This is a genomic window from Streptomyces sp. NBC_01017, from assembly GCF_045162795.1.
GTDB lineage: Bacteria > Actinomycetota > Actinomycetes > Streptomycetales > Streptomycetaceae > Streptomyces > Streptomyces machairae.
Map to the genome: position 1 here is coordinate 4,582,588 of NZ_CP108683.1, position 13,959 is coordinate 4,596,546.

Sequence of the window (13,959 nt, forward strand, 5' to 3'; positions counted from 1 at the left end):
AGGAAACCCTGCGTCGCACCCGAGCCCCAGGGGTCTACGGCCCCCAGCCCCCCGCTTCGGCCCTCAACGGGCCTCGTCCTCACACACAGGACGGGCTGGAATGCCTGGACCGGCATTGGAAAGAGACCGGCGAACTGGCCGTGGGTGGCGCACCCCCGCGGCGCCGCAGTCGCCCACGGCGCGAAGGGGACGTGCCGGGGGGTGTCCGCCCGCAGTGGCCGGCGTCAAGAAACGGCACCACCCTGCCCGACCCCGACCGCCGGTCCGAGGACGGACACCCCCCGGCACAGCCCCGACCCACCACACACCCGCAGGCGCTACGCGCACCCCCACCGAAACAGCCACAGGCCGCCGCAGGCCCCCCCCCCACCCAACCGCCGGAGGCAACCGGTCAATCGGTCACATCAATCGCATACCGATTGGTCTCCACCCCCGCCGCAGTAACCACCTGCACGTCCACCCGCCCAGGCTCCACCTCCACCGGCACAGGCACAGTGAGCACCGCATCCGTCGGGTTGCTGAACCCCCCACTCACCGGCACCAACGGCACATGCACATGCACCGCCCCGACCCGCACGACCATCCGCGACAGCCGTTCCGCCCCCTGAGCCCCCGGCGGCACGAATCCAGCCCCCCGAATCTCGATGTCGTCGCCGGTGCGGATAGGCGCGTCCAGATCCCCCGCCTCCCGCGCCCGCACCACGGAAAGGATCACCGGCCGCCCCCCTTCCGCATACTTCCCGGCCAGATAGGTGGCCGCCGAGATCAGCACCACCACCGCCAACCCCCACGGCAGATCGGGCAACTGATCCGGCCGCCGCCCCAACCGCACCGCCGCGAACAGCAGCGCAACCCCACCGATCACGACGTACTGGATGTCGGCGAACGTCCCCCGCCCCGCATCATCCGTCAGCAGATCCGCCGCCCGAGGCCGGTCCGCCCGCAGCTTCTGCAGCCGCTGCCCGAGCACCCGTACCCCGACGACCCGCCGCACGAGGACCGCGATCGCACACAACACGGCGAGGACGGTCACGACCCCCGCGCCCCGCCCCAGGTCAAGGCCGGCGATCAGCGCATCGCGCTCCGCGTGCCCGGACGCCAACGCCAGCTGCCCCACCAGCACGAGCACGGCGTACGCGACGAAGAGCACCCACGCCCCGGCCACCGCACGCGACGTGGACAGCCGGTTGTCCTCACCGATGACCGGCGCCAGCGCCCCGCCCCGCGCCCGGTGGAACCACGACGCGGCGGTCAGCGCCCCGGCCGTCACCAGCGCGGCCAGCAGCCCGGCCGTACGCGCGGCCGTCCACCCGGCGCCGATCGCCGTGAACGCCTGCCCAAGGAGCAACGCCACGACCAGCGCCCAGACCACACACGCCGTACGCGACCACAGCCGCGCCAGCCACGCGTCTCCTTCGGCCCGCCCCCGCTGGGCGACGAGTTCCGCGGACTGCGTCAACTCCTCGGAGACCCACTGCCGGGAGGCGGAGGCCGAGTGGGCCACGGCCGCCGGCAGTCCCTGCCCGGCCGCGAACTCGTCCCGTTTCAGCAGGAACTCGGCGACCGCACGCCGATGCCCCGCCCGCGCCCCGTACGGACAGTTCCCACAGGTGCAGCCGCCCCCATGCGCGCCCACCACCGCGCCCCCATGCCCAGCCTCCTGCACCGCCACGCCCGACGCCCGCCTTCCCGACAACTCTTACGTACTGACGAACTCACGACCCTCGGGGGCACTACGCCCTTCACAGGCCCCGACAACCCTCATGGCCTTATAGCCGCATGGCCCACCGATCGGCAGCCCGATCTCAGATACCGGCCATCACCGTTTTCGGACATCGCTGTCCTCGACCTCCGCCGCACCACCGCCGAACGACCGCCGCACCACCGCCGAACGACCGCCGAACGACCGCCGCACCACCGATAACTCCCGCACGATGACAGCGAATTGTCCCGCACCCCGCCCGCTCCCCACCCGGCAGGTCCGGTCGGCGCGGGTGAAGACAGGGCCACCGTGTTGACCCGGCTGCGAGAATTTCTCCATGGCCGAGATCATCCAGCGCGACGGGACCTGGGCCTTCGACGGCACAACGGTCCGGATCACGCCGGGACTCCACCGCTCCGTGCCGCTGTTCCGGCAGACGTACGGAGAGATCGCCGTACCCCTGGAAGCCGTCGCAAGCATCGTGTTCGAGCCCGAGCGCAAGCGTGGACGGCTGCGCATGCGGCTGCGCGAGGGCGCCGACCCGCTCCTCCAGGCGACCGGCGGCCGGCTCCCCGACTCCGCCGACCCCTATCGGCTGACGGTGGACGTCGACCGCGCCGGGGTCGCCGAGTACGTCGCCGAGGAGATCCGCCGCGCGCTGCTGCTGGACCAGATCCCCAAGGAGCCGACCAGGGCCTACCTGCTCCCCGGCCCACCGGTCCCGGTCTCGGTCCGTTCCTCGGACGGCACGGTCTCCTTCGACGGCGTGCAGGTGCGGATCGACTGGTCGGACACCGCGGAGCGGGTCAAGCGGGCGACCGGCCCGCGCATCGTCGATGTCGGCGACCTCGTCCAGGTCGAATGGCTGCCCAATTCCGGCTACGAGGACGGCTTCCTACGCTTCGTGACCAGGGAGACGGTGCTCTCCAAACTGCCGCCGGAGAAGGACCCGTACGCCCTTGACCTGTGGGGCAACGCCCGCCGTGACCTGCTCACCGCCCTGGTCGCCACCGCCGTCACCGCCCGCCTGCCGCACCCGTCCAGCCGCCCCCGCGTCGAGGACCCCACCGACCGCCGGCAGCTCGCGGCCGCCGTCCCGCCCCGGGCCGACCACCACGACGTACTCCTGCGCAGGCTGCGGGAGTTGGGCGAGCTGCACCGCGACGGCGTGCTCACTGACGAGGAGTTCGCGATGACGAAGGCGGTCGTCCTGCGCGGCTTCTGACGGCCCGCGCAGCCGGCCGGCCCTCATAGGGCCCACTCACCGCGAGCCCTCCCCCGAGCCCGAAGACCGAAGACCGAAGCCCATGCAACCCTCAGCTCAACAGATCCGGCTCACTCCGGCTGACGTCCTGCCACAGCGGCTGATAGTTGATCCACGCCACCAGATCCCCGCCCAGCTGCTCCCGCGTGGCCACGGCCTGCCGATGCTCGATGAGGACGGGACGCCCCGCCGCCCGTGCCGTCAGCTGCACCTGGCTGGAGCGTTCCATCGACAGGAACCACCAGGCCGCCGCGTCCACCGAGTCGCCGACGGTCAGGAGGCCGTGGTTGCGCAGAACGAGGGCCTTGCGCGAGCCCAGCGCGGTCGCGATGCGCCGGCCCTCCGAGGCGTCGACGGCCACGCCCGAGTAGGCGTCGTAGAGGGCGTGGTCCTCGTAGAAGGCGCAGCTCTCCTGAGTGATCGGGTCGAGGAGTTCGCCGAGCGCCGCGAGGGCCCGCCCGTGCACCGAGTGGCAGTGGGCGACCGCGACGACGTCCGGGCGGGCGGCATGGACCTGGGAGTGGACGGTGAACGCCGCCTGGTTGACGTGGTAGCGGCCCTCGATCACCTGCCCCTCGGAGTTGGCGAGGACCAGGTCGCTGACGGTGACATGCCTGAATGGCATTCCGAAGGGGTTGACCCAGAAACAGTCGCTGAACTCCGGATCGCGCGCAGTGATGTGCCCGGAGACTCCGTCCTCGAACCCGAGCCGCCCGAAGATCCGCAGCGCGCCCGCGAGCCGCTCCTTGCGGTGCCGGCGCTCGTCCTCGACCGACTCGTGCATGGGCGGCATCGCGAACTGCAGGCGGTCGGTCGGCAGGGGCGAGGGCGGGGTGGACCCGAGGGGCGTCCCGTGCATCTGTCCTCCAGCACTGGGTTGCTTACGGGGCGGAAGTTACCGTCGGTCAGCGCAGGAAAACAGAGTTGTTCTGTAAAGATGACGCACGCAACGCTCGCGGGAGCCGGTTGGGCGCATACCCGACAGCAGATGTCAGGTATCGGCGCCACACTCGCCGTATGACAGCGAACTGGGCAACCTTCACCGCGGCCGAGCCGGACCTCCCCCGCACCGCGGAGGAGCGCTTCGGCGCCTTCACGCACCACGTCCTGGCCACCCTCCGCAAGGACGGCTCCCCGCGCACCACCGGCCTGGAGGTCCGTTTCCTGAACGGCGAGCTGTGGCTCGGCATGATGCCGGACTCGCTCAAGGCCCTCGATCTGCGCCGCGACCCGCGGTTCGCGCTCCAGGCGAACCCCGGGGAGGGGCAGTCCATGGGCGGGGGCGACGTACGGATCGCCGGGCGGGCGATCGAGGTCGAGGACCCCGGGACGAAGGCCGCATACGGCGAAGAGGTGGAACCGCCGGAGCCGTTCCACCTCTTCCGTACCGAGCTCACCGAGGTCGTGAGGACCTACATCGAGGACGACAAGTACCTCGTCGTCAAGATCTGGCAGCCCGGCCGGCCCCTGCGCACAATCAAGCGCACCTAGGGCCTACTCGCCTACTCCCACTCGATGGTGCCCGGCGGCTTCGAGGTCACGTCGAGGACGACACGGTTGACGTCCGACACCTCATTGGTGATCCGCGTCGAGATCTTCGCCAGCACGTCGTACGGCAGCCTCGACCAGTCGGCGGTCATGGCGTCCTCGCTCGACACCGGCCGCAGGACGATCGGGTGGCCGTAGGTCCGGCCGTCACCCTGCACGCCCACGCTGCGGACGTCCGCGAGCAGGACGACCGGGCACTGCCAGATGTCACGGTCGAGACCGGCGGCGGTGAGCTCCTCGCGGGCGATGGCGTCGGCCTCGCGCAGGAGGTCGAGACGCTCCTTGTTCACCTCGCCGACGATGCGGATGCCCAGGCCCGGGCCCGGGAACGGCTGGCGCTGGACGATCTCGTCCGGCAGGCCGAGCTCCTGGCCGACCATCCGGACCTCGTCCTTGAACAGCTTGCGCAGCGGCTCGATCAGCTGGAACTCGAGGTCCTCGGGGAGGCCGCCGACGTTGTGGTGGGACTTGATGTTGGCGGTGCCGGTGCCGCCACCGGACTCGACCACGTCCGGGTACAGGGTGCCCTGGACGAGGAACTCCACCGCCGGGCCCTCGTCCGCGATGATCTCGGCCTGCGCCTGCTCGAAGACCCGGATGAACTCGCGGCCGATGATCTTCCGCTTCTCCTCGGGGTCGGACACCCCGGCGAGCGCCTTCAGGAACCGCTCCTCCGCGTCCACGACCTTCAGCTGTACGCCGGTCGCGGCCACGAAGTCCTTCTCGACCTGCTCGGTCTCGCCCTTGCGCATCAGGCCGTGGTCGACATACACACAGGTCAGCTGGGCGCCGATGGCCTTCTGGACCAGCGCCGCCGCGACGGCGGAGTCCACGCCGCCGGACAGCCCGCAGATGGCGCGCCGGTCGCCGACCTGTTCGCGGATGGCCGCGACCTGCTCCTCGATGACATTGCCGGTGGTCCAGTCCGGCTTCAGGCCCGCACCGCGGTACAGGAAGTGCTCCAGCACCTGCTGGCCGTGCGTGGAGTGCATGACCTCGGGGTGGTACTGGACGCCGTACAGCTTCAGTTCGTCGTTCTCGAAGGCGGCGACCGGGACGACGTCCGTGGAGGCCGTCACCGAGAAGCCCTCGGGGGCGGCGGAGCAGGCGTCGCCGTGCGACATCCAGACGGCCTGCTCGGCGGGGGTGCCCTCGAAGAGGGTGGAGGACGACTTCGACACGTGGAGATCGGTACGGCCGTACTCGCGCGCTCCGGTGTTGTCGACCGTCCCGCCCAGGCTCTGCGCCATCAGCTGGAAGCCGTAGCACATGCCGAAGACGGGGATGCCGGCCTCGAAGAGCGCGCGGTCGAGGCGGGGGGCGCCCTCCTCGTACACGGACGAGGGGCCGCCGGAGAGGATGATCGCCGCCGGGTTCTTGGCGAGCATCTCGGCGACCGGCGTGGTGCTCGGCACGATCTCGCTGTAGACCCGGGCCTCGCGGACGCGACGGGCGATGAGCTGGGCGTACTGCGCACCGAAGTCGACGACCAGGACGGTGTCGGGGGCGGCTGCGGGGTTCGCTGATGACACGGGTTGCCTTCCGGCGGTGAGCGAGGTGTGTGTGGGCCCGAGTCTACCGGGGTCCGCGGGGCCCCTCCCGGGGCCAGCCCCGTCTCAGGATGCGAACCCCTTTGGACTCCCCCGGGCGGCGCGGCATACTGGCCCCATGCTCACGCACCCGACCTTCCTCTTTACCTATGGCAACCGGCCCACCGGCTGCCATGGTCGTGCTGCTTGAGCAACTGACAAGCGACTTCCCAGGCGCCCCGGGCCGACAAGGCCCGGGGCGTCTGGCGTTTCCGGGTCCTGCCGCTCCGGGGCGACCCCAGCCTCTACAGGAGCCCCGAATGACTGCCACCGCCGCCGAAAAGACCGGCGCCCGCACCCCCGAGGCCGCCGGCGTGATCACCGGTGCCCGTGAACGCATCGACGCGCTCGACGACCGGATCATCGGTCTGATCCAGGAACGCATGGCCGTCTCCGCGGTGATCCAGGAGGCGCGGATCACCTCGGGCGGCCGACGCGTGAACCTCTCCCGCGAGATGGAGATCCTCAACCACTACAGCGAGGCGCTGGGCAAGCAGGGCACCTCGCTGGCGATGACGCTTCTGGAGCTGTGCCGCGGTCGGATCTGAATCCACGTTCCGGGGACAGACGTACGCATCCGCTCTCACCCGTCCGGAGCGTGACACCTTCCCGGCCCCTTCGTTGGTACCGGTGTCCGTGCCAGCCAGGGGCGGGCCCGAAAGAACCACGCGTGGCTCGCTGGAGCGATGTGACGTACGGATCGTCCCGTGCGTCGTGGGACCTCGCTCCGGGAAAGTGACCGGACGGCAGGGGACAGCAGCCCGGTCACCCTAGAGAACGGTCGGCTCCGGGGACGCCCGGGGTCGGCCGGCGGAAAGGGCAGGACGGAGTAACGCCGGGATCGAGCGGTTGCGGTGGCCCCACCCGTCCAGCACGATGCGTAGAAAGCTCCAAGCCCCTCCGTAGGACACCTGCAATTCCCTCGGCCCCGCCGTGCGCTGACGCACTGCCGGCGGCCGCGGCCACCAGGACCAGCGGCGCACCCCCCGGCGCCGCTCCCCAGGCACCGACGCTGCCCTGACGTCGGTGCTGACGAAAGAAGGGCCCCGCGGCTCCGTCCCGCGGGGCCCTTCTCATGCCCGTCTCATGCCGCCTCACGGCCGCCATGTGATGCAGGCCACATAAAGTATTTGTTAGTGACGGTGCAACCATTCACAGCCGTCACTGATCAAACCGTGCGTACCAAGGGCCACTCCCGCGCCCCACACGCGGAGGCCTCCCTGTATGCGCGTGCTGCGACATCGCAGCACTCCGGACTTTCGAGGTCTTCATGAAGCTTCGCCGTGCCCTGGCCGCTGCGGCCGCGACGGCAGTCATAGCGCCGATCGCACTGCTGTCCGCGCCGGCTGCGTTTGCCACGGACGACACTGCGACGCCGACGGCGTCGGAGAGCACCCCCGCCGCCGAGGAGAGCACCCCCGCGGCCGAGGAGAGCACGCCGGCCGCCGAGGAGTCGACCCCGGCCGCCGAGGAGAGCACGCCCGCCGCGGAGGAGAGCACCCCCGCCGCGGAGGAGAGCACGCCGGCCGCCGAGGAGTCGACCCCGGCCGCCGAGGAGAGCACGCCGGCCCCGGAGGAGAGCACCCCCGAGGACGACCCGTCCTGGAACCCGTACGAGGACTGCGAGACCTTCGACCTCGACGACAACCTCAAGGCCGAGATCTCGGGCCTGCCGAGCAAGATCGTCGCGGGTTCGGGCTGGCACAACTTCGAGTTCGTCGCCACGAACAACTCCGACAAGGACCTGGAGAACGTCTGGATCGAGGCGTTCACCGAGTACGCGGAGGAGAACGCCGACGAGTCGCTGTACCTGGACATGGCCGAGATCCAGGTCAAGCAGGACGGCAAGTGGACCAGCAGCTACCAGGACTTCTACCAGGACGAGAACGGCGAGGTCGTCTTCACCGGCAGCTTCGTCGCCTCCCTGGACAAGCTGGAGGCGAACTCCTCCTCCACGCTGGACCTGCGTGTGCGCGTGAAGTCGTCCGCCCCGGCCGGTTCGTCCTTCGCGCTGAGCCAGGCGATCTACGCGGGCGACGACGCCGCGTGCTACGGCAACGGTGAGTTCTACGAGTTCACCGTGCTCGCCGCGGGCAGCAACCCGGGTGACGTCGACCCGGCCGACCCGACCGGCGAGAAGCCCTCGGGCATCGACGGCAAGAAGCCGCAGGGCGAGGTCCAGGAGGTCAGCGGCAACCTGGCGGAGACCGGCGCCGACTCGAACCTCCCGGTCATCGGGACGATCGGCGGCGTCGCCATCCTCGCCGGTGCCGGCGTCGTGTTCGCCATGAAGCGCCGCAAGGTCGGTGCGGAGGCCTAAGCCTCACCGAAGCTCTACGCAAGACGGAGAAGGACCTGCGCTCGGAGGGGGGCGCAGGTCCTTCTCCGTTGTCGGCTGTCGCGTCGCCGGCCGTTACTTCTTCGGCGGCACCGCCGGCATCCCGAGGAACGGCAGCTTCAGGGCCCCGAAGGCCTCCGCCGGGACCACCGGGGACTTCGGCTCGACGGGCTTGAGGCGTTCGTACGCCGTCCCCTGCGCCGGGCGCTGATCCGCCTCGTCCTTGTTGGGCCAGTACGACATCGCCCGCTCGGCCTGCGCGGTGATCGTGAGGGAGGGGTTGACGCCGAGGTTGGCGGACACCGCCGCCCCGTCGACGACCGAGATGCCGGGGTGGCCGTACAGCCGGTGGTACGGGTCGAGTACGCCGGTCTCGGGCGAGTCGCCGATCGGGCAGCCGCCGAGGAAGTGGGCGGTGAGCGGGGTGCCCATCAGCTCGCCGACGTTGGAACCGGCGAAGCCGTTGATGTCGGCCGCGATCACCGAGGCGGCCTCCGAGGCGGCCTTGATCTGCTTGGGGTTGGGGGCGCCGTGGCCCTGGCGGGCGGTCAGCAGGCCCTTGCCCACGCCGTCCGGCTTCAGGTACGTCGTCAGCGAGTTGTCCAGCGACTGCATCACCAGGCCGATGATGGTCCGTTCCGACCAGCGGCGGTTGGACAGGGAGCGCAGGACGAGGAGGGGATGGCGGGCCGCGTTCGCCAGCCAGGCGCCGGCCCGTGAACGGCCGTCCACGTACGGCACCTGAAGGATCGACAGGCCGCCCATCGAGTTGGAGCCCCTGCCGTAGCGGACCGGCTCGATGTGGGTGTTCTCGTCGGGGTGGATCGAGGACGTGATGGCGACTCCGCGCGTGAAGTCGACCTTCGGCTGCCCCGTCGCCTTGCGGTAGCGCCGGTTGTCGGTCTGCGCGCCGACCAGGGCCTCCGAGTTGGTGCGGGTCAGCTCGCCCAGCTTCGCCGAGAGGTGGGGCAGTTGGCCGCCCGCCTTCATCCGGTGCAGCAGGGTCTGGGTGCCGTAGGTGCCGGCGGCGATGACCACCTTGCGGGCCTTGAACAGCCTGCCCTCGCCCTTCTTCCCACGGTCGGTCGGCAGGGTCGCCACCGCGAAGCCGCCCTGGGAGTCGTCCGTGACCGAGACGACCGTCGTCAGGGGGTGGACCACCGCGCCCGCCTTCTCGGCCAGGTAGAGGTAGTTCTCGTTGAGGGTGTTCTTCGCGCCGTGCCGGCAGCCGGTCATGCACTCACCGCACTCGGTGCACGCCTTGCGCGCCGGGCCCGCCCCGCCGAAGTACGGGTCGGACACCTCCTGGCCGGGCTCGGCCTGCGACTCCCCCGCGGCGTCCTTGCCGTCGCCGAAGAACACGCCGACCGGCGCCATGTGGAAGCTGTCGCCGACGCCCATCCGCTCGGCGGCCGCCTTCAGGTGGACGTCCGACGGGGTCATCGTCGGGTTGATCCGTACGCCGAGCATCCGCTGCGCCTGGTCGTAGTACGGCTTCAACTCCTCCTGCCAGTCGGTGATGTCACGCCACTGGGGGTCGTCGAAGAAGGCCTTCGGCGGTACGTAGAGGGTGTTGGCGTAGTTCAGGGAGCCGCCGCCGACGCCCGCTCCCGCGAGCACCATGACGTTGCCCAGCAGATGGATGCGCTGGATGCCGTACATGCCGAGCTTGGGGGCCCACAGGTAGTTCTTCAGGTCCCAGGAGTTCTTGGGGAGGGTGTCGCGGGTCCAGCGGCGGCCGGCTTCGAGGACGCCGACGCGGTAGCCCTTCTCCGTCAGGCGCAGCGCTGTTACGGACCCGCCGAACCCCGACCCGACGACGATGACGTCATAGTCGTATCCGGAGCCGTCGTCCTGTTTCTGGGCAGAGTTCTCCTGTGACACTTGCTCTCCTCATTGAAAGCGTGAAGCGGCGGTGCGGTCGAGCGGGATCTAGCGGAAGCGGAACGCCTTCATCAGGCGCAGGCTGCGGCTCATGAACTGGGCGTACTTCTCGTCGTCCATCCCCAGCGACGGCGCCATCGGCAGCAGCCGCTGCTGGGCGACCGTCTGGGCCTCCGTGTACTTGAGGATGCCCTCGGAGCCGTGGCGGCGGCCGAGGCCGGAGTCCTTCATGCCGCCCATGGGCGACTGGACGCTGCCGTATGCGGGGGCGTAGCCCTCGTTGACGTTGACCGTGCCGGTGCGCAGGCGGGCGGCGACCGCGCGACCGCGGCTGCCGTCCTTCGTCCAGACCGACGAGTTGAGACCGTACGGCGTGGAGTTGGCGAGTTCGATCGCCTCCTCCTCGGTCTTGAAACGGTAGATGGAGACGACCGGGCCGAAGGTCTCCTCGGAGCAGACGGCCATCGGCGCCTCGACGCCGTCGAGGATCGTCGGCTCGAAGAAGTACGGGCCGATGTCGGGGCGGGCGGTGCCGCCGGCGACGAGCTTCGCGCCCTTGGCGACGGCCTCGTCCACATGCCGGGTGACCGTCTCCAGCTGGCGTTCGCCGACCAGGGAACCCATGTCGGCGCCGTACGCGAGGGACTTGCCGAGCCGCATCGCCTTGGTGCGGGCGGCGAAGCGCTCCACGAAGGCGTCGGCGACGGACTCGTGGACGTACAGGCGCTCGATGGAGATGCACAGTTGGCCGGCGGAGGAGAAGCAGGCGCGGACGGCGCCGGCGGCGGCCTTCTCCACGTCGGCGTCCTGAAGGACCAGCATCGCGTTCTTACCGCCGAGTTCGAGCGAGACGCCGACCAGGCGGGCGGCGGCGCCCTGGGCGACCTCGCGGCCGGTGCGGGTGGAGCCGGTGAAGGAGACGTAGTCGGCGTGCTTGACGACCTCGGGGCCGATGACCGGGCCCTCGCCGAGGACGACCTGGAAGACGTCGGCGGGGAGCCCCGCCTCGATGAGCAGGTCACGGGCCCACAGGGCGGTCAGGCAGGTCTCGGTGTCGGGCTTCATCACGACCGCGTTGCCCGCGACGAACCCCGGGAGCGCGTCGCCGACGGACAGTTCCAGCGGGTAGTTCCACGGCGCGATCTGGCCGACGACACCGCGCGGGTGGCGCAGTTCGGTGACCTTGGTCAGCGTGGGCATGGCGCCCGCGTGCCGCTTCGGCTTCAGATAGGCGGGGGCCTTACGGCCGTAGTGGCGGGCCGCGACGGCTACGGCCTGCACCTCTTCGTGGGCGTGCAGGCGAGCCTTGCCGGTCTCCAGCTGGATGAGGTCGAGGACCTCGGCCTGGCGTTCGAGCACCAGGTCGTGGAAGCGGAGCAGGACGGCGGCCCGCTGCCGTACGGGGACCTGCGCCCAGACCGCCTGGGCCTTCCGGGCCGCCTCGAACGCCTTCTGCACGTCCTCCGGCGTGGATTCGGGCAGGTCGGCCAGCTTCTCGCCGGTGAACGGCGTGTGGTTCGCGGTACGGCCGGAGCCGGCCACGCCCTTGGTGAGCTGGGCGACCAGCTCGGGGGTGACCACGTCGGCGGCGGTACGGGCGCCCTCCGGGGCGGGGGCGAGGGGGTTCGTGCCGGTCTTGGCCGGGGCCTGCGCGTCCGTCATGAGCCGCAGAGTATGCCGCGACGGAGGCTTTGTGTACCCGTCGGTAACGGGGATTCACCGAGTGCTCACATGCTGCCAGTGTCCACTGGCAGTAAACGCGCTGATCAGGGCGTTGCGCGGGGACGAGGAGGTGGCGCTCGGTCCGGTCCGATCTCAAGTCGGTCACGGGCGCCCTTGAAGACCGCGGTGCCCTTCTTCTCCGTGGGCGTGCCCTTGGGCATGTCGACGCGCAGCTCGTACATGCGGTCGTCACCGGTGACCACGAACAGCTGCATGACGCGGGTCGGCGATTCTTCCTTGTTGTAGGTGATGTCGGACTGGACGGCGTCGGAGCCCTTGAAGGTGGTGCGGGTGGACTGGCCACTGGCGTCGTGGTTGTAGCTGTCCCAGGTGTCGAGCGCGTTCTGCGCCTGGTCCAGCAGCGGGCGGGGCGACCTGTCCCACAGGGTGAGGCGGACCTGGACGAGGCCGATGTCGTAGACGACAAGGCGGGGCTGGTCGGTGGTGCTGCCTTCCCGCGCCATCTCCTTGTACTCGGCCGGGAGGGACAGCACGGCGTCCATCTCCTTCTCCCGGTGCGCGATCCAGGCGCCGGCGGTGGAGCTGGGAGTGGAGCTGGGGGTGGTCCTGCCCGGCGCCAGGGGGGACGAGGTGTGGACGGGGTCCATCTCCTTGGAGCCTTCGTCGGTGTCGACGAGGAAGGAGGACGTGGTGAACCAGGTGCCGGCCACGAGGAGGACGCCCAGAACGGCGACGGGAAGGGGGCGCAGCCAGGAGCGGCCCTTGGGGCTGGAGGAGGTCGGGGGCATGGCGGCGGTCGCCGGTTCGGGCAGCGCTTCCGGGGGCGCGTCCGGGGTTGCTCCGGGCGCCGCTTCAGGGCCCGGCGCCCCCTGGTCACCGGCCGTTTCGGAGACCGCCGTTTCGGGCGCTGCCCCTTCGGAAGCTGCCCTTTCGGAGGCCGCCCCTTCGGAGGCCGCCCCTTCGGAAGCCGTCGCGCCCGAGAGCCGTATCGTCCCCGCGTCCTCCGTGAACTCCCGCAGCCCCGAGACGTCCTGAGACCCGGCTCCCGCCGAGCCCACGGCGGGCTCCGGCACCGGCCACCCCTGTGCGACCGCCTCCAGCACGGCCCCGACATCCTCCGCGTCGGGGCGCAGCTCGGGATCCTTCATCAGCAGCCGCACGATCAGCGACCCCAGCGGCCCCGCCTGTTTCGGCTCGGGCGGATCGGCGGCGAGGATCGCGGCGAGCGTGGACTCCAGGGTCGTACGGCGGAAGGGCGACCAGCCCTCCACGGCGGCGTACAGGAGCACGCCCAGCGACCACAGGTCGGAGGCGGGGCCGGCGCCGCGGCCGGACATCCGCTCGGGCGCGATGAACTCCAGGGAGCCGACGAACTCGCCGCTGACGGTGAGGGATTCCTCGCCCTGGATGTGGGCGATGCCGAAGTCGGTGAGGACCACGCGGCGGTGGGCGCCGAGCAGCACGTTGGCCGGCTTGACGTCGCGGTGGACGATGCCGACGGCGTGCGCGGCGCGCAGGGCACCGAGGACGGCGACGCCGATGCGGGCGGCCTCCGCGGCCTCCACCGGGCCGCGCTGGAGGACCTCGTGCAGGGACTCGCCGCGCACCAGCTCCATGACGATCCAGGGCAGTCCGTCCTCCACGACGACGTCATGGATCGAGACGGCGGCCGGATGGTCGACGCGAGCCGCGGCGCGGGCCTCGCGGTAGAGGCGGTGGGCGGCCCGCTGATGGCCCGCGTCCTCCGGGTCGCCGGGCAACCTCGGCTGTTTGACGGCGACTTCACGGTCCACCAGCTCGTCGAGTGCCCGCCAGACGGTGCCCATACCGCCGGAGCCGATGCGCTCGACCAGGCGGTAACGCCCGCCGATCACACGCCCCTTGGGGCCGGTGCCGCCCCCGTCGCTACTCATGCACCATGCCTACCCTGCGGGGCGGGCCGTTGGCCAGT

General features: G+C 70.8%; 10 protein-coding genes. 4 read left to right on the forward strand and 6 right to left on the reverse strand.

Annotation, left to right across the window (positions count from 1 at the left end; translation table 11 throughout):
* Positions 1-391: 391 nt before the first annotated feature.
* Positions 392-1,672, reverse strand: a complete 1,281-nt coding sequence (locus OG331_RS20680) for a hypothetical protein (RefSeq protein WP_406198360.1) — start codon at positions 1,670-1,672, stop codon at positions 392-394.
* Between the two features lie 367 nt (positions 1,673-2,039).
* Here OG331_RS20680 and OG331_RS20685 point away from each other — a divergent pair, with 367 nt between their 5' ends.
* Positions 2,040-2,927 (forward strand): DUF4429 domain-containing protein, encoded by an 888-nt coding sequence (locus OG331_RS20685; protein ID WP_406198362.1) that lies wholly within the window; start codon positions 2,040-2,042, stop codon positions 2,925-2,927.
* 91 nt (positions 2,928-3,018) lie between these two features.
* On the opposite strand, the gene OG331_RS20690 is transcribed toward OG331_RS20685, so the two are convergent.
* Positions 3,019-3,825 carry a class II aldolase/adducin family protein gene (locus OG331_RS20690; protein ID WP_406198364.1) on the reverse strand — a complete coding sequence of 269 codons (807 nt, stop codon included), beginning with the start codon at positions 3,823-3,825 and terminating at the stop codon, positions 3,019-3,021.
* Between the two features lie 158 nt (positions 3,826-3,983).
* Between OG331_RS20690 and OG331_RS20695 the strand changes: the two genes are divergently transcribed.
* Entirely contained in the window at positions 3,984-4,457 is a 474-nt protein-coding gene (locus OG331_RS20695; RefSeq protein WP_406198367.1) for a pyridoxamine 5'-phosphate oxidase family protein, read from the forward strand.
* An 11-nt stretch (positions 4,458-4,468) separates the two neighbouring features.
* Here OG331_RS20695 and guaA read toward each other — a convergent pair whose 3' ends face one another.
* Positions 4,469-6,046 carry a glutamine-hydrolyzing GMP synthase gene (gene guaA, locus OG331_RS20700; protein WP_406198369.1) on the reverse strand — a complete coding sequence of 526 codons (1,578 nt, stop codon included), beginning with the start codon at positions 6,044-6,046 and terminating at the stop codon, positions 4,469-4,471.
* Positions 6,047-6,363: 317 nt separating this feature from the next.
* Here guaA and OG331_RS20705 point away from each other — a divergent pair, with 317 nt between their 5' ends.
* On the forward strand, positions 6,364-6,651 hold the full coding sequence (locus tag OG331_RS20705; RefSeq protein WP_383237483.1) for a chorismate mutase: 288 nt from the start codon (positions 6,364-6,366) through the stop codon (positions 6,649-6,651).
* A gap of 722 nt (positions 6,652-7,373) precedes the next feature.
* On the forward strand, positions 7,374-8,423 hold the full coding sequence (locus OG331_RS20710; RefSeq protein ID WP_406198372.1) for an LAETG motif-containing sortase-dependent surface protein: 1,050 nt from the start codon (positions 7,374-7,376) through the stop codon (positions 8,421-8,423).
* A 93-nt stretch (positions 8,424-8,516) separates the two neighbouring features.
* On the opposite strand, the gene OG331_RS20715 is transcribed toward OG331_RS20710, so the two are convergent.
* The 3 genes from OG331_RS20715 to OG331_RS20725 form a co-directional block, all read right to left on the reverse strand.
* A complete protein-coding gene (locus OG331_RS20715; protein ID WP_406198375.1) occupies positions 8,517-10,325 on the reverse strand; it encodes a GMC family oxidoreductase N-terminal domain-containing protein in 1,809 nt (602 codons plus the stop codon).
* 48 nt (positions 10,326-10,373) lie between these two features.
* Positions 10,374-11,987, reverse strand: coding sequence for a succinic semialdehyde dehydrogenase (locus tag OG331_RS20720; protein WP_406198378.1), 1,614 nt, complete (start codon positions 11,985-11,987; stop codon positions 10,374-10,376).
* A 104-nt stretch (positions 11,988-12,091) separates the two neighbouring features.
* Positions 12,092-13,921 (reverse strand): protein kinase domain-containing protein, encoded by a 1,830-nt coding sequence (locus OG331_RS20725; protein ID WP_406198381.1) that lies wholly within the window; start codon positions 13,919-13,921, stop codon positions 12,092-12,094.
* Positions 13,922-13,959 lie beyond the last annotated feature (38 nt).